Annotated in this window: 21 protein-coding genes; 1 reads left to right on the top strand and 20 read right to left on the bottom strand. The window is 68.0% G+C overall.

Features of this window, described 5'->3' with window-relative positions; genetic code table 11:
* Positions 1-10 precede the first annotated feature (10 nt).
* The 19 genes from ACH4SP_RS36690 to thrC all read right to left on the bottom strand — a co-directional run bounded on the left by ACH4SP_RS36690 (position 11) and on the right by thrC (position 17,694).
* Positions 11-559: a toxin gene (locus tag ACH4SP_RS36690; protein ID WP_398421751.1), complete on the bottom strand. Its 549-nt coding sequence runs from the start codon at positions 557-559 to the stop codon at positions 11-13.
* 216 nt (positions 560-775) lie between these two features.
* Complete coding sequence (locus ACH4SP_RS36685; RefSeq protein ID WP_398421750.1) at positions 776-1,222, bottom strand: helix-turn-helix domain-containing protein; 447 nt, start codon at positions 1,220-1,222, stop codon at positions 776-778.
* A 115-nt stretch (positions 1,223-1,337) separates the two neighbouring features.
* Positions 1,338-2,588, bottom strand: a complete 1,251-nt coding sequence (locus tag ACH4SP_RS36680; RefSeq protein WP_398421749.1) for an MFS transporter — start codon at positions 2,586-2,588, stop codon at positions 1,338-1,340.
* Complete coding sequence (locus ACH4SP_RS36675; RefSeq protein ID WP_398421747.1) at positions 2,585-3,733, bottom strand: acetyl-CoA carboxylase biotin carboxylase subunit family protein; 1,149 nt, start codon at positions 3,731-3,733, stop codon at positions 2,585-2,587. The genes ACH4SP_RS36680 and ACH4SP_RS36675 overlap by 4 nt, the downstream gene beginning before the upstream one ends.
* Positions 3,730-4,383, bottom strand: a complete 654-nt coding sequence (locus tag ACH4SP_RS36670; RefSeq protein ID WP_398421745.1) for a metallophosphoesterase family protein — start codon at positions 4,381-4,383, stop codon at positions 3,730-3,732. Before ACH4SP_RS36670 ends, ACH4SP_RS36675 begins: the two co-directional genes overlap by 4 nt.
* 4 nt (positions 4,384-4,387) lie before the next feature.
* On the bottom strand, positions 4,388-5,617 hold the full coding sequence (locus ACH4SP_RS36665) for an ATP-grasp domain-containing protein (RefSeq protein WP_398421743.1): 1,230 nt from the start codon (positions 5,615-5,617) through the stop codon (positions 4,388-4,390).
* Complete coding sequence (locus ACH4SP_RS36660) at positions 5,614-5,904, bottom strand: glutaredoxin domain-containing protein (RefSeq protein WP_398421742.1); 291 nt, start codon at positions 5,902-5,904, stop codon at positions 5,614-5,616. Before ACH4SP_RS36660 ends, ACH4SP_RS36665 begins: the two co-directional genes overlap by 4 nt.
* Positions 5,904-7,046 (bottom strand): pyridoxal-phosphate-dependent aminotransferase family protein, encoded by a 1,143-nt coding sequence (locus ACH4SP_RS36655; protein WP_398421739.1) that lies wholly within the window; start codon positions 7,044-7,046, stop codon positions 5,904-5,906. The genes ACH4SP_RS36660 and ACH4SP_RS36655 overlap by 1 nt, the downstream gene beginning before the upstream one ends.
* Positions 7,043-7,471 (bottom strand): YjbQ family protein, encoded by a 429-nt coding sequence (locus tag ACH4SP_RS36650; protein ID WP_398421738.1) that lies wholly within the window; start codon positions 7,469-7,471, stop codon positions 7,043-7,045. Before ACH4SP_RS36650 ends, ACH4SP_RS36655 begins: the two co-directional genes overlap by 4 nt.
* Entirely contained in the window at positions 7,468-8,592 is a 1,125-nt protein-coding gene (locus ACH4SP_RS36645) for a hypothetical protein (protein WP_398421736.1), read from the bottom strand. Before ACH4SP_RS36645 ends, ACH4SP_RS36650 begins: the two co-directional genes overlap by 4 nt.
* Positions 8,589-9,515, bottom strand: coding sequence for an isocitrate lyase/phosphoenolpyruvate mutase family protein (locus ACH4SP_RS36640; RefSeq protein ID WP_398421735.1), 927 nt, complete (start codon positions 9,513-9,515; stop codon positions 8,589-8,591). The genes ACH4SP_RS36645 and ACH4SP_RS36640 overlap by 4 nt, the downstream gene beginning before the upstream one ends.
* The gene (locus ACH4SP_RS36635) at positions 9,512-10,519 is read right to left on the bottom strand and encodes a hypothetical protein (RefSeq protein ID WP_398421734.1); all 1,008 of its coding nucleotides are present in this window, start codon (positions 10,517-10,519) and stop codon (positions 9,512-9,514) included. Before ACH4SP_RS36635 ends, ACH4SP_RS36640 begins: the two co-directional genes overlap by 4 nt.
* A gap of 11 nt (positions 10,520-10,530) precedes the next feature.
* Positions 10,531-11,088 carry a thiamine pyrophosphate-dependent enzyme gene (locus tag ACH4SP_RS36630; RefSeq protein WP_398422121.1) on the bottom strand — a complete coding sequence of 186 codons (558 nt, stop codon included), beginning with the start codon at positions 11,086-11,088 and terminating at the stop codon, positions 10,531-10,533.
* 2 nt (positions 11,089-11,090) lie between these two features.
* Positions 11,091-11,558, bottom strand: a complete 468-nt coding sequence (locus ACH4SP_RS36625) for a hypothetical protein (protein ID WP_398421732.1) — start codon at positions 11,556-11,558, stop codon at positions 11,091-11,093.
* Positions 11,559-11,808: 250 nt separating this feature from the next.
* Entirely contained in the window at positions 11,809-12,264 is a 456-nt protein-coding gene (locus ACH4SP_RS36620; RefSeq protein ID WP_398421730.1) for a hypothetical protein, read from the bottom strand.
* Between the two features lie 83 nt (positions 12,265-12,347).
* Entirely contained in the window at positions 12,348-13,664 is a 1,317-nt protein-coding gene (locus tag ACH4SP_RS36615) for a homoserine dehydrogenase (protein ID WP_398421729.1), read from the bottom strand.
* Positions 13,661-14,980 (bottom strand): APC family permease, encoded by a 1,320-nt coding sequence (locus ACH4SP_RS36610; protein WP_398421727.1) that lies wholly within the window; start codon positions 14,978-14,980, stop codon positions 13,661-13,663. The genes ACH4SP_RS36615 and ACH4SP_RS36610 overlap by 4 nt, the downstream gene beginning before the upstream one ends.
* 2 nt (positions 14,981-14,982) lie before the next feature.
* Positions 14,983-16,236, bottom strand: a complete 1,254-nt coding sequence (locus ACH4SP_RS36605) for an aspartate kinase (protein ID WP_398421725.1) — start codon at positions 16,234-16,236, stop codon at positions 14,983-14,985.
* Positions 16,237-16,605: 369 nt separating this feature from the next.
* Positions 16,606-17,694 (bottom strand): threonine synthase, encoded by a 1,089-nt coding sequence (gene thrC / locus ACH4SP_RS36600; RefSeq protein WP_398422119.1) that lies wholly within the window; start codon positions 17,692-17,694, stop codon positions 16,606-16,608.
* 102 nt (positions 17,695-17,796) lie between these two features.
* On the opposite strand from thrC, the gene ACH4SP_RS36595 reads away from it, so the two are divergent.
* The gene (locus ACH4SP_RS36595; protein ID WP_398421724.1) at positions 17,797-18,651 is read left to right on the top strand and encodes a MurR/RpiR family transcriptional regulator; all 855 of its coding nucleotides are present in this window, start codon (positions 17,797-17,799) and stop codon (positions 18,649-18,651) included.
* Position 18,652: 1 nt separating this feature from the next.
* Here the strand turns inward: ACH4SP_RS36595 and ACH4SP_RS36590 are convergent, their stop codons facing one another.
* Positions 18,653-19,639, bottom strand: coding sequence for a ParB/RepB/Spo0J family partition protein (locus ACH4SP_RS36590; protein WP_398421722.1), 987 nt, complete (start codon positions 19,637-19,639; stop codon positions 18,653-18,655).
* Positions 19,640-20,469 lie beyond the last annotated feature (830 nt).

Here is a 20,469-nt window from a genome sequence, read left to right as displayed (position 1 = left end):
AGCGCGGTGACTACTTCAGGGACTGGTCGATCCGTGCGACAGCGTCCGCATCGGCGGACGGTACCGGCCACCTCTGCTCCTTCGAAGGACGCGTGACGCGTTCGAGGATCAACGAAGCAACGATTTCCGCCGCTTGCTCCTCCTCGGTCGAATAGCTGGTCCGCCCCAGCACGTCGAGCACTCGACGCGGGTCGAGGCTGGGCAGGAGCAGCCCGACGCTTTCCGCGTCGAGGCCCGAGGCATGGGAGTGGCCGCAGAGCATGTGCGCGAGCTCGTGCGCGATGATGTGGTCCTGGTGCAGAGGGCCGGTCTCGGCCTCGACGACGATGAGGTCAAAGGTCTCCGTCGCCAGCCACATCCCACAAGGATGGCCCACACCCAGGGCCATGGCGACCAGTTGGATGGGTCGCCCCCGGTCAACGCTGAGCCGCTCGACGAGGGTCGCGATATTGCTGCCGTCGGGCAGGTCCAGGCTTTCCAGCAGTGTTTCGGACGTACGCCGCAGGCGCTGGAAGTTTCTCCGGGCCGCGCGTCTGCGGGGGGAGGTGAACAACTTCACGACAGCCGACTGCTGTTGCCCGGGTGGCAGCGCCTCGGAATTGCCTTGAGGAGGGGCGCTTCGGGAGCCTGCAGGATCTGCGGCATGCAGTCCTCCCCCCCCCTCCGCCTCTGTGCCGTGCACCGACGACCGGCGCCCTCCCGAGAGGGTATCCACCCCCGCCCGCCACCTGCCCGGCGAACTGGCTGGATTCAACTGCCTACGCGCTGTCGCCGACTAGTCGCCGGCGGTCTCCGGGTCTGTTCCCCCAGGCAATCCTTCGAGCTCGCGAGCCCGTTCGATGATCTCCTTGATTGTCCGAAGACTCTTGGGCGACAACCCGGCCGCTCGCAGCGCCACGTGCTGCACCCCGGCCGTCCTCAGCGCGACCATCAACTCCAGCTCGCCGTCGACCTTCCTCGTCACCTCGTCGTCGAAGAAGTAGGCCGGAGGCACGCCGAAGAACCGGGCGAGCGCCTCAAGGTGTTTCAGGGTGGGGTTGTCGCGCTGTCCCTTGCGCAGCAGCCAGATGTAACTGCCGGAAATCGGCACACCGGCAGAAGTGATCGCGCGGGCAACTTCTTCCATGCCGTACGGGCCCCGCCCCGCCGGCACGACTGTCTCAAACAGGTGGTTCAGCTGGGAGGCGAGCGTACGCCCGCCTCCGGACTCGGAATCGGTCAAGGCGCACCTCCGTCCTGCGTCAATCTAGTGGGGCACCCCTGTAGCCGTCGATGGGCTGCCCCGTCCACATCAGTTGACAGTCTGCGGGGGGCATCTTACAAGCCGAGCACCGCATTCACGTCGCCGACGGCACATCGCGCTGCGCGGCTAGGGTCCCGGGGCGACGGCGGACGGCGACGGGCATGAGCAGTCCGGCGACGGCGAACAAAGCGCCCAGCGCCAGCCACCCGAGCGCGCTGTCGTCGGAGAGGCACAGGGCCGACAGGAGCCAGGGCGCGACGGCCATGGCCAGGCTGCGGCCGAGCGAGAAGAAGCCCTGGTACTGGCCGTGCGCGCCCTCCGGTGCGAGGGTGAAGCTCAGCCCGAACGACCCTGCGGAGAGCCACAGTTCACCTGCCGTCAGCAGGATCGCGAAAACGATGAGCAGCGTCATCGCCGACCACGGCGGGGTCTGGTGCGTGAAGACGACCACGGCGCAGGCGGCCAGCAGGGCCAGCCCGGCACGGCGGCACAGCCGGGCCGCCCGCTCGTGGTCTTCCGCCCCGCGGCTCGCACGTATCTGCAGCAGTACGACCATGACGGCGTTGACCACGACGATGGCGGAGACGGCCAGCGCCGGCGCTTGTGTGCGGTCGACGACCCAGAGCGGTACGACGAAGGACAGCACCGGCGCCTGCAGGCTGAGCACACCGCAGATGACCGTGACCCAGAGATATCGGACATCGCGGAACACCCTCCAGTGCGCCGTCCCGGAAGGCGACTTCGAGGGGACCGCGACGGTGCCCGCCGCGAGCCCGCGCAACGGCAGCGCGGCGGCTGGAAACGTCAGCGCCGTCCCCAGCAGCAGGACCGTGTACGCGGTGGCGGTGCCCAGGCCGATGGCAACGGCGGCAAGGCCCGCGCCGACGGCCACACCCACATTGGTCACGACCCGCAGGTACGCCCGCAGCCGTACGCGCTCGGCTCCCTCACCCACTGCGGCGATCAACGCTCCGCGAGCCGCGCTGCTGCCTTGCTCGGCCAGGGTGAAGACGGTGATGAGCGCCAGGAACAGCGCGTAGGAGCGGACCAGCGCCAGTGCCGCCAGGGTCGCGAACTGGACGACGAGCAGCGCGGTGTAGGTGCGGCGGGGGCCGTAGCGGTCCGCCAGGGCGCCGAGGGGAACCGCTCCGGCCAGCGAGACCAGCCCCGCGAGGGTGAGGCCGAAGGCGACCCGACCGGTCGAGAGGCCCACGACCCGGGTGAAGTACAGCGTGCTGGTCGGCAGATAGAGGCCGCTGCCGACCGTCTTGATCAGCCATGAGGCCGCCAGGCGCCGCGGAGCGCCCGGATCCGGCAGCAGCCTTCCGACGGGCGAGCGGCTCACGACGACTCCCCGAGACTGAACAGCCGGTGGTTGAGCTGCGCCGCCGCCGCGGCGTCGGCCGCTGCGTAGTGCACCTCGATGTGGCCGGTCCCGCTCCGTGCGGGGGGCAGGGCCTCGATGACGCCGTGCAGGGAAAGGACACGGTCCAGCAGGCCGTCGTGGTCCGGAAGTTGGATGCGGCCGACCGCCCGCTGCTGAGGCCGGAGCGAGAGCTGCGAGGGTTCGTCCAGGGCGGCTCGCGTGAACTCCTCCCACAGATCGATGCCGAACGCGTGCCACCACGTACGTGCGATGCCCAGGCCTCCCGGCCGGACGGCGACCTCGCCCACCACCGGCCCCGCGTCGGTCTCGAAGACCTCCAAGTGTGTGACGCCGTCGGACAGTTCCAGTGCCTCGACTGTCCGGGCATGCACGGCGAGGACGTCCTTGGCGAAGGGACTGTCCTGATCGACGAGGTGACTGCTGTTGTACGCCGAAGGCGTGTGCAGCGGTGGGGTGCCGTAGCGGGAGACCGCCGCCACCCGCACCCGGCCGCCCCGTACGACTCCGTCGCAGTGGTACTCGTTGCGGAAGTGCACCATGCGCTCGACCTGGACGGGTACGCGGCGTGCGGCGAGGTCCTGGAGGCCGCCCGCGCGCAGCCGGGCGTCGAACTCCTCCTGGGAGTCCAGCCGGTGGGTGCACCTCGAACCGGAGCCGAACACCGGTTTGACCACGACCGGCCAGCCGAGCCGGTTTGCGACCTGCGGGATCGCGTCGACGGTCGCGGCCTGGCCGAAATCGGCGACCGGCAGTCCCGCGGACCGCAGCCTGCTCTTCATGGCATGTTTGTGCGCTGCCCACAGCGACTGGTCGAAGGTCGGCCCGGGCAGGCCCAGCAGGGACCGGACCAGCCCGGCAGCGACGATGCTCTTCTCCGTGGCGGCGACGACGTGGCCGAACGGCCCGCTGCGGACCAGGTCGTAGGCGGCGCGCTCGACCTGCGAGAGGTCCTCGAAGCTGTCGACGAAGGCGGTCTCCTGTGCCGCGTAGAGGCCGGCGTACGCCTTGCGAGTGATCACCCGGATTCGGAGGTCGGTGCGGTGCGCCAGGGTGCGCAGGACATCGGGCTTGTCGGAGTTGAGCAGCAGGACCTGCCGGGTCATACAGGTGTCTCGATTCGGTAGGGGGTCACGGTCGCCTCGGCTTCGTCGACCACTGCCCAGGCCGGGTGGGGGCCCCGTGCCGGGCCGACGTTGACCAGGTACTGGCTGTCCGGGGCGAGGTGCACGGCTTCACCGAAGCGCAGCGCGACGCTCTCCACCTCCGCCCAGGTACGGGGCCCGTCGGGCAGACGGTGCAGGGCATTGCGGTGGTGGTGGCCGTGGAAGAGCGCGCGGCCGGTGAACTCGGCGTCCAAGGGGCACCACAGCCCCGGTTCGGCTTCCCGCCAGGACTCCAGCGCATGGCCGTGGCAGTACGTGGCGAAGTCCGAGTCGAACGTGAGCGGTGCGTCCAGCACGGCACGCGCCCACGCGGGCACACTGCTGTCGGGCACGAGGGCCTTGATGCGCTCTTCCTGATTGCCCCGTACGATCCGGGCGCCGTTCAGCAGGGTGACTAGCTCGGGGTTCTGGTCGAAGACCTCATCGATCCGCGTGTACGTATGGTTTGCGATGTTCCGCTTGGAGACGTGGCACTCGAAGACGTCGCCCAGGCAGACGACTTGGTGCACCTGCTGCTCTCGCACGCGGGCCAGCACCGCGCGCAGCCCAAGGACGTCGCCGTGGATGTCGGTGACGACGGCGTAACGCATCGACTCAGCCCTTCACCTGTCGGGTCGGCGGAAGTCCGGTCGTGCCGGTGTCCACGTCGATCAGGACCTGTCGCGCGAGATGTTCGCAACGCCGCGCGGCGTCGGCGGCGTCCGTGCCGTTCGCCAGGACGTATCCCGCGCGGTCTGGGGACTGGCGCACCGGGGCGATCACGTCGCCGACACCGACGTCGAGCTCGATCACCGCCGTCCGCCCGTCGGTGTCCGGCGTGCGGATGTGCCGGACCCTTCCGGGCGCGGGGGTGAGGAAGCGGATGGCCGCGCCGCCGGCCGCGAGCGGCCGGTCGGCCGGTGCGGGAAGCAGCCCGAGGGGGCAGCCTACGGTGAGGGCGACGAGGTCGATGCCGTAGGTGCGGTGCACCAGTTCGCGGATCTTGTCTCCGCCGATGCGGTTGTGGGACTCGACGATTCGGGGGCCGCGCCCGGTCAACTTCACCTCCGTGTGGGAGGGCCCTTCGCGCAGGCCGACAGCGTCGAGGAACGCAACGGTCAGCTCTGCCGCCTCGTGCAGCTCTGAGGGCGGCAGGGTGCTGGGCATGGTGTGCCCGGTCTCCACGAGCGAGGGCAGCACCTGCTTGTCGGTGAGCGCGACAATGGAGTGTCGGCCCTGGTGGGTGAAGCCCTCCACACTGATCTCCGGACCGTCGAGGAACTCCTCTGTCAGAGCATCGGTGCCGCCGGCGCGGACGAACCGGCCCCAGGCGGCGTCCGCCTCCCCGGGACCGTCCACGCGGGTCACGGCCCTGCTGGCGGTTCCCGCCGCCGGTTTGAGGATCACCGAACCGCCGACCTCGCGGCAGAAGGCGGCGAGGTCGGCGGGTGAGGTGAGAGAACGGCTCCGGACCGGGCTGAGGCCCTGGGCGTCCAGCAGCTCCCGCATCCGCCGCTTGTCCTGGAGCAGACGCACGGTGTGCAGAGAGTTGCCGGGTACGCCGAGCGCCTGCGCCGCCGCGGCGGCGGGCAGCAGCCCCTGCTCGGTCAGCGACAGAACGCGGGCCAGCGGGTGCCGCGCGTGGAAGGGCGCCAACGCGTCATGGACCGCGCCGGTGTCCTCCAGGTCCACGGCCACCACGTGATCGGCGGCCGCTGCCGCCTTGGGCCGGGGGCCGTCCGGAGCATGGACGAAGACCGTCCGCACTCCCAACGAGCGTGCTGCTCCGGTCAGTTGAGGAGTACCTGCGACGACAGCGACGACCGGTCCGGAGCTGTTGCTCATGCTGCGGACTCCGGCTGTTGCTCCCCGGTGGCGTCCGTGCGCGGTTCGCCGAACCGCTCCTTGAGATGGGCGACGACGTCCGCGTTGTCCCGCAGCTTGCCCGGGATCACGGTCGCCCCGTCGACCAGGGCGGGGATGAACTTGCTGCCGGTCACCCGGATCAGTTCGTGCCGCTCTTCACGCGGCTTGGGCACGTTGATGTTGACGTACGAGATCTGCAGCTTGGTCAGCAGCTCCCGCACGGGCTTGCAGTCGGGGCAGGTTTCCCGCTGGAACAGGACGAGCATCACTTCTCCTCTTCGTGGAAGACACGGACGATTTCCCCGACGCCGGCGCCGGGGGTGAAGCGGTGGCCGAGGGAGAGCAGGGACATCTCCAGGGCTCCGAAGACCGCGCACAGGTCGAGGGCGTCGCTCACGCCCACGTGTCCCACCCGGATCAACTTGCCCTTGAGGTGGGCCTGTCCGCCCGTCATGGTCAGCCCGTGCCGGGTCGACAGGGTCTTGAGGAGCTGAGAGGTGTCGACGCCATCGGGGGCGAGCGCCGAGGTGATCACGTGGCTGCGGCGGTGCGGTTCCTTGATGAACGTGGTGAACCCCAGTTCATTCAGGGCCCGTCCGGACGCGCGGCCCAGAGCGGCGTGCCGCTGCCGGAAGGCCGGCAGCCCCTCCTCGTTCAGCATCTTCAAGGACTCGTGCAGGCCGAGGAGGAGGGAGACGGCGGGGGACGAGGACGACATGGGGTAGAAGTGGCGCAGCCGCTCGAACGACCAGTAATAGGTGGGACCCGAGGAGCTGTCCACGGCCCGCCAAGCCTTGTCCGACACCGCGATGAAGGCGAGACCCGGCGGGAGCATGAACCCCTTGTGCGAGGCTGCGAGCACCACATCGAGGCCCCACGCGTCCATCGGCAGCGGGTGCACCAGGAGCCCGCTGATGGCATCGACCACGACGAGGACATCGGTGTCCTTGAAGATCTGCGCGATGGCTTGGACGTCGTTGAGGGCGCCGGTGGAGGTCTCGCTGTAGACGACGAACACTCCCCGGATGTCGGGGTGTTGGGTGTACGCCTCGGCGACCTGCCGGGGGTCGGCGCTGGTGCCCCAGTCGCTCTCCACCACGTGCACGGTGAGCCCGTAGTTGCGGCAGATCGCCTGGAAGCGCTCCCCGAAGTAGCCGTTCGACACGACGAGGACCTCGTCCTCTTCGGAGAAGCAGTTGGCGACGGCCGCTTCCATGGCGCCCGTGCCGGACGTGGCGATGGTGTAGACGGGGTGGGTGGTGCCGAAGAGCGGCGGCAGCCCCTCGTTGATCTCGTGGATCAGGTTCTCCATCTCCGCCGAACGGTGATGGATGATCTCCCGGGCACCGGCCAGCAGAAGTCGCTGGGGCACCTCGGTCGGTCCCGGGGTGGCGAGACGCAGTTTCACCGGTTTCCCTCCTTGGCCGGACGCGGCGGGTCGATCAGGATCCTTCGGGTGGCCGGCTTCAGATCGAAGTCGACGAGTACGACACGGTGGGCGGGAGACATACCGAGTCCGCCGTCGAGGAAGGGCACGAGCACGCTCGTCCCGAGCAGGGACGACTTCAGGTGCGAGAAGCCGTTGGGATCGCCCGTGGTCAGCTCGTGCAGATAGCGGTTGCCGTCGTCCGGCGCCAGCCGCTCCAAGGCCCGCAGGAGGTCCTGCACGGCACCGGGTTCGTAGCGCATGACGGTCAGCCCGACCGTGCTTCCGTGGGCGAAGACTCCGGCCAGGCCGTCGCCCGTGTCCGCCTCGCGCAGCAGCTCGGTCAGCCGGTCGGTGAGGTCATAGTGGGAGTTCAAGCCGGTGCTGGCGATCGTCAGCTCGATCACGTGACGGTCACCTCCACCCGGGACGGCGGGAAGTCGCCGCCGGTCAGGTCGCCGGGGCCGGTCAGCTGCCACGTTGGGACCTTCGCCAGCGCGGCGGTGATCCGGCTGCGCCGGTCGGCCTGGGCGGCGCGGGCGTCTGTCAGATAGTGGTGCCATCCGGAGTGGGCGCCGTCGAACGCCGACTCCACGTTGGCGTCGAGCAGGGGCGCGAGTACCCGCGGATCTGCCGGGCATCCCTCGAGGACCGTACGGTCGCCGGGACCGATCGTCGGGTGGACGATCGCGGCGACGGGCACGCGCGCTCCGCGGGGCGCGCTCGGGAAGCGGCCTCGGAACCCGATGGGGTCCACCGCGAACTTTCCCAGTGGCGAGAACGCGTGGTCGGCGGTGGGCTCGTAACCGTCCGGGATGCCCGCGATCTCCTTGAGACCGGGGTACTTGGCGATGGTGCCGTACCCGAGGTGGGGGTAGTCGGGCCAGCCCGAGGCGAGCACGGAGCCGTCCGGCTGCTCGTGCAGCACGGTCTTGTCGCCGCTCATGACCCGGTAGCCGAACCTCTCCACCAGTTCCAGGAGGATCGTGCTCTTGCCCGCGCCCTTGGCCCCGGTGACCAGGACCACTGTTCCGTCCCGGTAGGCGGCCGTGGCGTGCAGGACTGCGGCCCCGGAGTTCTCCCGGTCCTTGAGCACGAGGTCGCGGACCAGCTCCACGAGGTCCATGGCACCGGCCGGGCCGACCACCACGTCGACGGTGCGCGCGGCACGGTCAAAGACGAATCGGGTACCGGTCTTGGTGCACTCCAGGTACTCGCGGCCGGATGCCCGGGCGCGGCGTGCGGGGACGGTGAAGAACTCGCTGGCGCTCTTGCGGACGTGGATGTCCTCCGACGGAACGCCACTTGGCGGTATGTGATGACCCATCACCTCGGCGGCGATGCGTACCGTCGCAAGCGGTGGGCTCTGCCGCTCGCCGCCACGGGACGGCTCGACGGCCAGATGGGTCGAGAGGAAATCCAGCGCCTCACCGATGTGGGCACCGGCCTCCACCTCCACCTCCAGACGGGTGCCCTCGTAGTCGAGACTCCACAGGCTCCGTGCGACAGGGGTGCTTTCCGCGGTCATCGGCCGACCTCGGCCAGCTCACGGCCCAACTCCTCGTACCGCGCCTGCCGTTCCAGCATCTGCGGTACCTGCTGCAGGTCGAAGATCTCCTTGAGTGAGGCCAGGTCGCCCTCCACGTTCCGCGTGGTCCCGTCCTGCATGATCTTGATCAGGGTCTCCCGCATGGCCCGCAGCGAGCTGCGCAGCGCCTGGTTGGCGTAGATGGCCATGGCGAAGCCGCGCTCTTCGAGTTCGCCGACGGTGACCTGGTTGTACGTGGTCGGTACGACGATCACCGGGAGGTCGCCGCGGTACGCCTCGCGGAAGTCGAAGACCTCGTTCGGCTCGGACCGCTTGGAGTGGATCAACAGCGCGTCGGCGCCCGCGCGTTCGTAGACCTCAGCCCGGCGCAGCGCCTCGTCCATCCCCTTGCCGGATATCAGGGCTTCGAGACGGGCGACGACAACGAGGTTCTCGCGCACCTCCGAAGCGGCTCTGATCTTGCCCGCGAAGTCGTCCAACGGCGCGAGGTCCTGGTTTCCCTCGATGAAGCTGTTGAGCTTGGGGAACTGCTTGTCCTCGATGCAGACTCCGGCGATCCCGCGCGCCTCGTAGCTGCGCACCATGTGGATGACGTTGTTGACGTTGCCGAATCCCGAGTCGCAGTCCGCGAGCACCGGCGCCGCCACGGCGTCCGCCAGAGCGGTCGCCGCGTCCAGGCACTGGGGCATCGCGAGGATGTTGGCGTCGGGTAAGCCCGCTGCGGCGGAGATCTCCAGGCCGCTGGACCAGATGACGTCGAACCCGGCCTCCTCGGCGAGACGGGCGCTCAGCGGGTTGTGGGCGCCCATGACGCGGGCCAACTGCGGGGATTCGAGGGCGTCGCGCAGCGCCCGGGCGGCGTCGGCCTGCGTGGCGGGTGGGGTGACGGCGTTGACGGTCATGCGGGGAGTCCTCCGGTCATCTTTCGGCATACGTTCTCGATCACGTCGTCGAGCACCTTGCGCGGACGGCGGGCGCCGATGAGGCTGCCCACGTCCCACGGGTCGAGGCCGAACCGGGCCGCGGCCTTCTCGAGACGGTCTTGGTAGTAGAAGTGGTGGTCGTTGATGCCCGCCGCGATCTCGGCGCGACGCACGGTCATCGGACGGGGCAGCACCTGCTCGGCCACGTACTCGGCGGCGTCGCAGACCGCGGGCAGATCGGTGTGCGTCTCGTAGGCGGGCCACGCCGTCAGGAAGGCGGCCGCCTGTTCCGTGGCGAGGTTGCCCGCGCCGCGGGCCATGGCACACAGCGACGCGTCCAGCCAGGTGGCCCCGGAATCCATGGCGGCGAGCGCGTTGGCGGCGGCGAGGCCGAGGTTGTTGTGCGCGTGGATGCCGATCGGGCAGTCCAGCCGGCCGGCCAGGAGCTCAATGCGCTGCCGGACGCCGTCCGGGGTCAGCGAGCCGAAGGAGTCGGCCACGTACATCACGTCGGGCAGCTCCGAGCCGACCGTCGCCGCGACGCCGGACAGTTCCGCGAGGTCGGCGTAGCTCACGGCCATGAGGTTGACCGTGGTACGCAGCCCCAGTTCCCGTGCGCGCCGGACGTACGCGGGCACACCGTCGATGTTCCACGGGTACGCGGCGACACGGACCATCGAGACCGGGCTGTCGGGCAGGTCGTCCATGGCGTCGAGGGGGCAGACCGTGGGAACGACCATGACGGCCAGCTCTGCGTGGCTGGTGGGCGGCAGGGCAGCGAGGAACTCCGGGGTGCAGCGCGCGGTGGGCCCGGCGGTTGCGCTGTTCCGGCTGCCCGAGCCGCCGCGGTAGCCCACCTCGATGACGTCGACGCGTGCCACGTCGAGCGTGCTGACGATGGTCTGTACATCGGTGGGGGTGAACTGCCAGTCGTTCTGATTGCCCCCGTCACGCAGGGTGCAGTCGAGTAGTACAGGTTTCACGTTGTCCTCCGTCAGGCGTGCGCCAGGACGCCGAGACCCGCTCGGAAGCGGGAGACGAGCTCCTGTGGGGTCAGGGCCACGCGGGGTCCTGCGGGGTGGGTGCGTGGACGACACCGGATGTGCACGAGCGTGGGGGTGCCGGTGAGGTCGAGGGACGCGATGTCTTCGACGCCGTCCACCGAGTGCGCGGCGGCGTACCCGGCGGCGAGGGCCAGGCCCACCGGATCGCCGAGCGCTGCCGTCCGCTGTCCGCCGGTGCTCTCGTGGGCCCCGTTGTCCAGGACGACGTGCACCAGATCGGGACGGTGCTCGGCGATCATGGGCAGGCAGCCGGGGTTCATGGCAAAGGAACCGTCGCCGTCGAGCACCACGACCCGTCGGCCGACGTTCGCCAGGGCGACGCCGAGGCCGATCGGGCCGGCCATGCCCATGGACCCCACGAGGTAGAAGTTGTTCTCCCGGTCGTCGATGTTGTACGTGTCGCGGGTGATGAATCCGCACGTCGTCACGTACAGCGCGGACGGTTCGCGGGCCCGTACGGCCTTGATCGCGTCGCGGATGTCGAGCATGGTCACACGCCTTCCTTGACGATGAGGACCGCGGTGCGCCGGCCACCGTCGTACTGCTTGAGGAACGCGTCGGCGGAGTCCTTCGGCGCCTGGGGGTCGAGGACGGTCCACGGCAGGTCGAACACATCGAGGAGGTTCGTCAACTCCCGGCCGATGACGTCGTGTTCGACCGCGTCGTTGCCGCCGTGCCCTCGCCAGCTCACCACCAGGGGCAGGTGCATGTCGTAGATGAGCGTGAACGAGGTGATGACGTTGAGCGAGTAGCCCAGGCCGGAGTTCTGCATGAGGACCAGCGTCTTGGCACCGGCCAGCGTCAGCCCAGAGGCGACGCCGACCGCGCTGTCCTCTCGTGGGGCCGGCAGATAGCACCCTGCGAAGCGTGGAGCTTCGAGCAGCTTGAACAGCCCCTTCAGTAAGGAGCACGGGACACCCGTGAAATGCGTGAATCCATGCTCCTGGAACGATCTCATCAGGATTTCTGCAGAATTGTCTTGCGACGTTTCATTCATAGATGAAACCCCCGTCTTGAATCTACTTCCGAGGATCGGCCCGCAGATCGATTGTTTCCTCTTGGGCATCTCCAGCATGACCTGAACCCAGCATTACCACAAGGGAGTATCCAGTTGAACAGAAGATGGAATCCCTGAATTGTTTACGACATGCCGAGCAGGCAATCGAGTGATTGCCTGCTCGGTGGCTGCCGTTATGGCTTTACGTCGCTCAGATCGGGCGCATGGAAACCCGGATCCCGGCCGAGTCGGCGGCCCGGTAGCAGTAGGCCGCACGGCTTGCGGTGAGCAGCTCGCAGTGGTGTTCCGATGCCATTCGGCTGGCATGACACGCCGCCAGGACCTCGGGACCTTCGATGCGCATGGCTGTCGACGCCGCATAGAGACGTCCGGCCTCGATCACCAGATCCGGCTCCGGACACCCTGACTCGATACCGCTCCGCTCGCAGAATGCGGAAAGCTTTCTGCCGAGCAGGCCATGCCGTTCCGTGCATTCGTCGTCCCAGCATGTACGCATGGCTCCCGTGACGGCGATGACCATCGCCGGAGCCAATAATTTGAGTCGTCCTTCGAAGGTTGCTTCCCGAATATCGGCAGCGGCTGGAGTGTGCGCATCGACGATTCGGTAGAGCGCGAAAGAATCCACCACCGCACGGCTGACCGACACTCGTGAATGACTTTTCTGATTACTCAATCGATCCCCCGTGAGGCTCGGAGCTCCAGCGATCGCTCATGAAGTCCTCACCAGTTCTAGCGGGCAAGTGCCTCTTGGCCGACCGGGTCGAGCATGCGGATGAACCTCGGTACCTCGGCCACAGACGGAACAGCGGAAAGAGCCTCTACGGCCGCGCACAGATCCGACTCCAGGACGGCCTCGGTGGCCAGGACCCACGTGTTGGGCCCCACGGACCGGTTGCGATGCAGCGAGTCGACGCGGACGTCGTTCACGCGCAGCACGGTGGCGATGTCGTCCAGCGCCGCGGCGGCATCGGTGACACGAACGCCGAGGTGGTACCGACTGCGCAGTTCGCGCATGGGACGAACCTGGCCCGCGACGGTGGGCGCCATGGCGCCCACCGGGCGCCCGAGCAGTCTTCTGCGTGCCGCCGTCACCACGTCGCCGACCACCGAACTGGCGGTGGGGACTCCTCCGGCACCGGCGCCGCGGAACAGCAGTTCGCCCGCGCCGGCCGCCTCGACGACGACGGCATTGTCCGCACCTTTCACTTGGGCGAGGGGGTGCGTGAGCGGCACCATCGTGGGGTGGACCCGGGCCAGGACCTCGCCCTGCCCGGCCGGCCGCTCCAGCACGGTGAGCAGTTTGACTACGCAGCCGCGGGAGCGGGCGTCTGCCACGTCCTGCGCCGTCACACCGGTGATGCCTTCGCGGTACACGTCCGTCGGAGACAGCCGTGTATGGAAGGCGAGCGAGGCCAGGATCACTGTCTTGGCCACCGCGTCGGTTCCCTCGACGTCGGCGGTGGGGTCCGCCTCGGCGTAGCCGCGTTCGACGGCCTCGCGCAACGCGGCGTCGAACTCTCCCCCCGTCTCGGTCATGCGGTCCAGGATGTAGTTGGTGGTTCCGTTGACGATGCCGACGACCCGGGTGACGTCGTCGCCGCCGAGCGAGTCGCGCAGCGGCCCCAACAGCGGTATCGCCGCCGCCACTGCCGCCTCGTAGAGCAGGCTGACGCCGTGCTGTGCGGCGGTCTCGTGGAGCTGTGCCCCGTGTTCGGCGATGAGCGTCTTGTTGGCGCTCACCACGGACTTGCCGTGTTCCATCGAGGCGACCAGCAGCGAGTGGGCCGGCTCGATGCCGCCGAGCAGTTCGACCACGAGATCGACGTCATCACGCTTGACCAACTCCAGCGGATCGTCGGTCAGCAGCTCCTGGGCGATACCGATGTCTCTGGGCCGCTTGCGGTCCCGTACAGCCACTCCGGCGATCTCGACGGGCACGCCGACGCGGGCGGCCAGCGCCGAGCGGGATTCGTGCAGCCGTCTCACGACTTCCGTGCCGACGACTCCGCAACCGAGCACGGCCACTTTCAGGGGGCGGGCGTTCATGACGTTGTCCTTTCGACGGCACGACGGCGTTGAAAGAGCCGAAACGCCTCGGCGAGTACGACCAACAGCACCGGCAGGAGGAGGAATTGGCGGAAGAAGAAGAGGGAGCCGACCAACGCGATCAGCCCGATCACGGCGCCGCACCAGGCCGCGGACATCCGGCGCAACAGCCGCACCGCTGCGGCGAGACCCGCCACGTAGACGGTGACGAAGAGGACGGACGCCGCCTTCATCAAGGAATCGACGCCGACCGGGACGACCGAGAGCACCAGCATGACCAGCGCGGCGATGACGGCCAGCACAGCGAGACTGCGCCGGGGTACCTCGCCGCCGGCACTGCCCTTGGCGAACCAGCTGGGAAGGCTCCCGTCACGCCCCAGCGCGGCACCGAGCCGGGCGCCGCTCGCCGCGAAGGCGTTCACCGTGCCGAAGGAGAGGAGGATCGCCACCGCGACGGTGACGGACTGCGCCGCGCCTCCGATCCCGCGCTCCATGAGCATCGTCAGGGGCACGGCCGAATCGTTCATGGCGGGCCCCAGCACGCCGATGCAGGCGAAGGCGAGCCCCAGGTACACCACCGCCACCACGACGACCGACAGCACGGTGATCCTGGGCAGTTGACGCCTGGGATCGGAGAACTCGCCGGACAGGTGGGTGACGGCCTCCCATCCTGCGAACGAGTAGAACAACAGGGTCACCGCGCTGCCCACCGCCAGCCAGCCGTGCGGTGCGAACGGCTCCAGGTTCGCGCTGTGGGTCTGCGGCAGTGCGGTGAAGACCGCCGTCAGCAGGACCAGCATGAGCAGTCCGACCATCGCCAGCTGCATCCGCCCGGACATCCGCAGTCCGAACCAGTTGCCGGCGTAGGCCATCGCGAGGATCACGGCAGCCGACCCCATCGCCGTGACGCGGCCGCCGCCGAGGGCGCCCGCAACGTACTCGCCGCCGATGATGGAGGCGCAGCAGTTGGCCACGGGCACCGTGAAGTAGAAGCTCCAGCCGACCGGTGTCGCCGCTCGCCTGCTGAACGCCTTGGTGACGAAGGTGGCGATGCCACCTCCGTCGGGGTATCGCGTACCGAGTGCGGTGAAGGCGCCTGCCACCGGGACGCACAGCAGGACGATCACTGCCCACGCGATCAGTGAAGCGGGCCCCGCGACGTGCGCCGCGAGCGCTGGAAGGGCCAACAGCCCGCCGCCGAGTACCGCTCCGACGTACAGGGCCGTTCCCTCGCCGATGCCGATGCCCGGCCGGGGTGGTGCAGGCGAGGGGCTGGCGCGGATGAGCGTGTCGGGTCGCGTGCCGCCAGATGCCATGGTCAGCGGCCCGTCCCCGCGTAGACGACCGCCGCGGCAGCACTGTCGAGACCGAAGATCCGGTGTAACGCCAGTACGGCCGCGTCGAGTTGATCGGCACGGCACAACGCGGAGACCCGGATCTCGGAGACCGAGATCAGCTGAACGCCGATGCCGATGCCGTCCAGAGTCCTGCACAGGGTCGCGACGACGCCGGGTTCGCTGCGGATGCCGGCGCCGACGAGGGAGACCTGACCGACACCGCCGTCGCACTGCACTGCGCCGTATCCGATGCGGGTGCGGTTCTCCTCCAGGAGCTCCAGGGTCCGCCGGCCGTCTTCCTCTGCGACGGTGAAGGTGAACTCGGGCCGCGCCGGGGATCCGATGTTCTGCAGCATGTCGATGGCTGTGCCGGAGTGCGCCAGCATGTCGAAGATGTCCACCAGGAATGACGGATCATCGGGAATGCTCTCCACAGTGATCTTGGCGACCGACCGGGTGCCGGCCACGCCCGTGACGCTAGTTCCTTCCACAGCAGCATCCTTCGCAGAATCTGAGACGAGCGTTCCCTGGTGGTCGGAGAACGAAGAGCGCACACGAACGTCCACGCCATGACGACGGGCGTACTCCACGCAGCGAGACATCAGGACCTTCGCACCGGCGGCCGACATTTCCAGCATTTCCGCGTAGCTCACACTTTCAAGGAGCCGCGCTCTTTCAACGATTCGAGGGTCGGCGGAGAATACGCCGTCGACATCCGTGTATATCTCGCAGACATCGGCCTTCAGGGCTGCGGCAAGGGCGACAGCTGTCACATCGGAGCCACCGCGACCGAGGGTTGTCGTGTCACCGGTCTCCTCGCTGATTCCCTGGAATCCAGCGACTACCGCAATCATCCCTTGGTCAAGTACTTGACGGACCCGGCTCGGCGTCACTTTCACGATTCGGGCACGGCCGTGGGAAGCGTCGGTGAATATCCCGGCCTGTTCCCCGGAGAGGGACAGCGCCGCGCCCCCCAGTTCACGGATGGCCATGGCCATCAAGGCGTTGGAGATGCGCTCGCCGGAGGTGAGCAGCATGTCCATTTCCCGTGGCGGCAGTTCGGCGCTGACCTCCTCCGCCAGGTCGATCAGGTCATCGCTGGTGTCCCCCATGGCGGAGCAGACGACGGCTACTTCATGGCCACTTCTGTGTGCTTGCAGGATGCGGTCGGCGACCTGTCTTATGCGGCCGGAGTCCTGCAGGGAGGAACCACCGTATTTCTGAACGATCAGCACTCACTGACTCCGTTCAATCAAAGGGCATGCGGAGACCCCAGGGCCGCTTTACGCATATGGGATGCGTAAAGCGGAGAAAAGGCAGGGGGTTTTGCGGTGCGTGGCGTAGCAGCGAATTTCAGGGACCTTCTGGTCAGGTGCAGAACATAAGGACCGTGCTGTTTTGGAACTTTACCGAGCGGCCGACAAAATCGTCAACAGGGGAAACCGCTTGATAGTCCATGTGCGTTCATTGCCTTTGTCTAACAAAACGGGAGGTGAAAATGAAACAGGAAAGCGCGCCGCGACAATGGGCGGCGGCAAGCAGGAGCGCGGCAGGCTCCCTCTGATCGGGGGGTCGGCACGGTCGCCCTGCCCGGGCGTGCCGACTCAGGCCAGCTTGAGGGCCCGAGCCACGTCCGACGTGGCCGTGGTCGTCTCCACCGAGTCGTACTTCCCCGACATCGACGCGTCCGGGTCCTTGAGGCCGTTGCCGGTGACGGTGATGACGATGCGCTGGTCGGGGGCCACCCGGCCTGCCGATTGTTCGGCAAGGAGGCCCGCGATGCCGGTTGCCGACGCGGGTTCCACGAAGATGCCCTCGTGGCGGGCGACCAGGCGGTAAGCCGTGAGGATCTGCTCGTCGCTGACGGCTGAGATCAGGCCGCCGGACTCGTCGCGGGCGGCCAGCGCACCGTCCCGGGAGGCCGGGTTGCCGATGCGGATGGCACTGGCCACGGTCTCGGGGGTCTCGACCGGGCGGCCGAGGACCAGAGGGGCCGCGCCTGAAGCCTGGAAGCCCCAGATCCGAGGTCGGTGCGATGCGCGCGCCGCCTTCTCGTACGCCGAATATCCCCGCCAGAGCGCCGTGATGTTCCCCGCGTTGCCGACCGGCAGGCAGTGCAGATCGGGGGCATCACCCAGCACGTCCACGATCTCGAAGGCCACCGTTTGCTGGCCCGCGAGGCGGTGGTCGTTCACCGAGTTGACCAAGGCCACCGGATGCTCGGCGGCCAGTTCGCGGGCGATCCGCAGACAGTCGTCGAACGTCCCCGCCACCTCGACGGTCTCGGCGCCGTACCTCCTCGCTTGCGCGAGTTTGCCCACCGCGACGGCGCCCTTGGGGATCAGTACGACGGCCTTGATCCCCGCCCGCGCGGCGTACGCGGCAGCGGAGGCACTGGTGTTGCCGGTCGACGCGCACACGATCATGCCGGCACCCGACTCGACCGCCTTGCTGACAGCCACCGTCATGCCGCGGTCCTTGAACGAGCCGGTGGGATTGGCTCCTTCGACCTTCAGCCACACGTCGCAGCCGGTGAGATCGGAGAGATGGTCCGCCCGGATCAAGGGGGTGTTGCCCTCGTGCAGGGTCACGACAGGCGTGCGGTCGGTCACTGCCGGCATCCATGCCCGGTAGGCATTGATCAGACCCTGCCAAGCGGGTAGTACTCCCCGTCCGGCCTCGAACGTGTCCACAGAATCGAGAGTCACAATCGTTACTGTACATCGGATCTTGAAGCTGTGGCATAACAATCGTTTCATGATGTGGCGTGTGCGCGGCGACGTACGATCAAGACCATGGCGTACGACCCGACCCGCCGCCCGGACCTGGTGACGACGCGGCTCAGCGAGATCTATCCCGAACTGCCGCGCGGCGAGCAGGCGATCGTGCGGGTGCTGCTCGACGACTACCCGTTCGCGGCGCTGGGCTCCTTGCGGTCCCTCGCGGACCGCGCCAAGGTCAGCCCGCCCACCGCCTCCCGGCTCATCACCCGGCTCGGCTGGAGCGGCTTCTCCGACTTCCAGGACGCCGTACGCACCCAGGTCAAGGAGCAGGACCAGTCCCGGCTGCGGCAGTTCGTCAGCACCACGCCCACCGAACCGAACCAGGCCGCCGAGCAACTGCTTGCCGGACTCAGCAGCACCATCGACGCCGCGAGCGAAACGCTCCTCGGGCGCATCGGCGCGCTGCTCGCAAAGGCGGGCAGCGTCTGGGCCATCGGCGGCCCGCTCAACGAACTCGCCGCCGACTACCTCGTCCGCCAGCTCTCCGGTCTGCGTCCGAACGTCCACCAGGTTCCGCAGGCGACGGCCGCGCGGGCCAGGTCCCTGGTCGACCTCGGCCGACACGACCTGATCATCGCCTACGACTTCCGCCGCTATGCCCCCGGCGTGGCGCGCTTCGTCCGGGCCGCCCGTACGCGGGGGACCCGTCTCGTACTGATCACCGACGCCTGGGAATCACCGCTGGCCGGGGACGCCGAAGTGCTCCTTCGGCTCCCCCGGGAAGCCACCGGCCCGATCGCCCCACTCACCCATGTCGTGGCAGTCACCGAGCTCATTCTGGTCGCCACGGTCCCCCACCTCGCGGGCTCCACGGAACGGTTGGCGGAACTCGACGCATTGACCGAGGAACTCCAGCGGCCAGAGTGACTCACTGCTGCGGCATATGCCGGTTACCGGCTTCGAGCTCCTTCGCAAGGCGCAGCCACCGCTCGGCACAGACCCGCGCGGCCTGGGCCACTGCGGCAGCACGGTACTCCGGCACACCAGCAGCCATCCGGCGCCACTTGCTCTCATCTCCGATGACGTGAGACCTCAACAGCCGCAGCACGTCGCGGCCTGCTTCCGTGCGCATCGCAGGGTCTCTCAGCATCCTCTGCAGAGCCGAGTCGAGACCAGCCGACGACTGCTGCGGAGGAGGGGCATGTCTCTGCCCCTCGGAGGAAGCCTGCTCGGTGCTGGCTCGTTCGCGTTTGGCTTCGGTGTTGCGCAACCTGGGTGGTAGCGGATCCTTCCCCGCACGCACGCGATCTCGTACGTCCTTCGCCGTCGCAATGCTGAGTCCGGACCCTTCAGCGACTTCCTTGAGGGTGCTGCTGGGCTTGACTGCGAGAAGCCTGCTGGCACGTTTACGCCCTTCGGCCGGATTGAGGGGCCGCGAGCGGCCGTCCCGACCCACCCGCCTTTTCGACTGCTCGATCTGATCAGTCGAATGAGCTCGCAAGGCTGCGACGCTGCTCGCTGCGAGACCGGTGACGGCGCCGATGCGCCGATCCGACCACTGTGGGCGAATTGAGATAATCCGTTTCGCTGCGGAGGACCGGTCGGCTTGGCTGAGCGGCAGTCCATGTTCGGCATTGAGCTCCACTGCCAAGACGAACGCCTCTGCCTCGTCGCCTCCGAAGAACTGAACCGCAATGAGGTTCTCACCTCTCAGTGCAGCAGCCCGTAGGCGGTGCATGCCATCAACGATACGCATTGTTGACCGGTGCACGATAACGGGTGGCAGTACGACGTCCGATTGAGCAAGCGCCTTCACATGCTTCTCGTCCTCCCCCTCCACCCTGGGCGAGTCCGACGGCAGAAGTGCGTCAAGAGGAAGCATCTGCGGTGTTGACAGGTCCGGCTTGTCGCTCATGGGGTGAATTCGGCCCACACCTCTGGGTGGCTTCTCCGAAGTATCGGCTGCAGAAACGGTGTACAGATCCACCGACTCACCCCTCATCGCCAACCACCAGCATCGCGTGGCCCCGAGCCGCCCGCCCCAGCCGTCCGGCCGTGGTGAGTGCGGGATCCCCGCTCGAACATGAAGACGCAGGGAACGACGAGACACGGGATGCGCTGCCCGGTTCGTTGACCTTCCATCGCGCTGGCGGACAATGCCGGGCCCATCACAGTTGGCTCACCCACTCGACTGTGCGGCATGAACGGGTAACGCGATTCATCGCCGGCCCCTCGTTGCCTGCCGCAGAGATCGCTTGGCTGGTGCCGATCACGTATCTGCCCCCTTCGGAATTTCGACTCGTCCCTGCGCTCCCTCCGCCATGACTTCTGGCTGCCCCCGCAGTCAGTACTCGGCGCGGCAAGGGGAACTGCGGCCAACTCGCCTCTGGGTCATCGCTCTTGACTCAGGGGTGGCGCGGGGCGCACGTACCGCAAGCATCGACTCACAAGGGGTTCTGAAGGGAAGTGGTCTTACACCAGTTGATGACCAAGGATTCAAGACGCTACTTCTGGCACGTACACGCTGTCAACTGGCGTAATGAGTACCGCAGTTGCCCGTCACGTCAGGGTGCGGACCAAACGCCAGAACTGAGCTGCCCCGAGTTTCGTAGAATCCGGTGATCGTGTGTGCCGCCGTCCCCTTGCTGGACCTGGTGTTGTCGCTGGCGATGTTCCTGCGCGCGATCCGCCGGGATCTGACCGTGGGGGAGCGGGCCGGTTACCGCCACGGCCCAAAGGCCGCCC

This window comes from Streptomyces sp. NPDC021093, assembly GCF_044333135.1.
Taxonomy (GTDB): domain Bacteria; phylum Actinomycetota; class Actinomycetes; order Streptomycetales; family Streptomycetaceae; genus Streptomyces.
This window is presented reverse-complemented; position numbering and strand designations above follow the sequence as displayed.

What these genes read in the sequence shown, in the direction of transcription:
- ACH4SP_RS36665 (WP_398421743.1), bottom strand. Translation starts at nt 5,617, where the DNA reads ATGAGCAACAGCTCCGGACCGGTCGTCGCTGTCGTCGCAGGTACTCCT.
- ACH4SP_RS36615 (WP_398421729.1), bottom strand. Translation starts at nt 13,664, where the DNA reads ATGAACGCCCGCCCCCTGAAAGTGGCCGTGCTCGGTTGCGGAGTCGTC.
- ACH4SP_RS36590 (WP_398421722.1), bottom strand. Translation starts at nt 19,639, where the DNA reads ATGAGCGACAAGCCGGACCTGTCAACACCGCAGATGCTTCCTCTTGAC.
- ACH4SP_RS36645 (WP_398421736.1), bottom strand. Translation starts at nt 8,592, where the DNA reads ATGACCGCGGAAAGCACCCCTGTCGCACGGAGCCTGTGGAGTCTCGAC.
- ACH4SP_RS36595 (WP_398421724.1), top strand. Translation starts at nt 17,797, where the DNA reads ATGGCGTACGACCCGACCCGCCGCCCGGACCTGGTGACGACGCGGCTC.
- ACH4SP_RS36610 (WP_398421727.1), bottom strand. Translation starts at nt 14,980, where the DNA reads ATGGCATCTGGCGGCACGCGACCCGACACGCTCATCCGCGCCAGCCCC.
- ACH4SP_RS36640 (WP_398421735.1), bottom strand. Translation starts at nt 9,515, where the DNA reads ATGACCGTCAACGCCGTCACCCCACCCGCCACGCAGGCCGACGCCGCC.
- ACH4SP_RS36675 (WP_398421747.1), bottom strand. Translation starts at nt 3,733, where the DNA reads ATGACCCGGCAGGTCCTGCTGCTCAACTCCGACAAGCCCGATGTCCTG.
- ACH4SP_RS36630 (WP_398422121.1), bottom strand. Translation starts at nt 11,088, where the DNA reads ATGCTCGACATCCGCGACGCGATCAAGGCCGTACGGGCCCGCGAACCG.
- ACH4SP_RS36660 (WP_398421742.1), bottom strand. Translation starts at nt 5,904, where the DNA reads ATGCTCGTCCTGTTCCAGCGGGAAACCTGCCCCGACTGCAAGCCCGTG.
- ACH4SP_RS36670 (WP_398421745.1), bottom strand. Translation starts at nt 4,383, where the DNA reads ATGCGTTACGCCGTCGTCACCGACATCCACGGCGACGTCCTTGGGCTG.
- ACH4SP_RS36625 (WP_398421732.1), bottom strand. Translation starts at nt 11,558, where the DNA reads ATGAGATCGTTCCAGGAGCATGGATTCACGCATTTCACGGGTGTCCCG.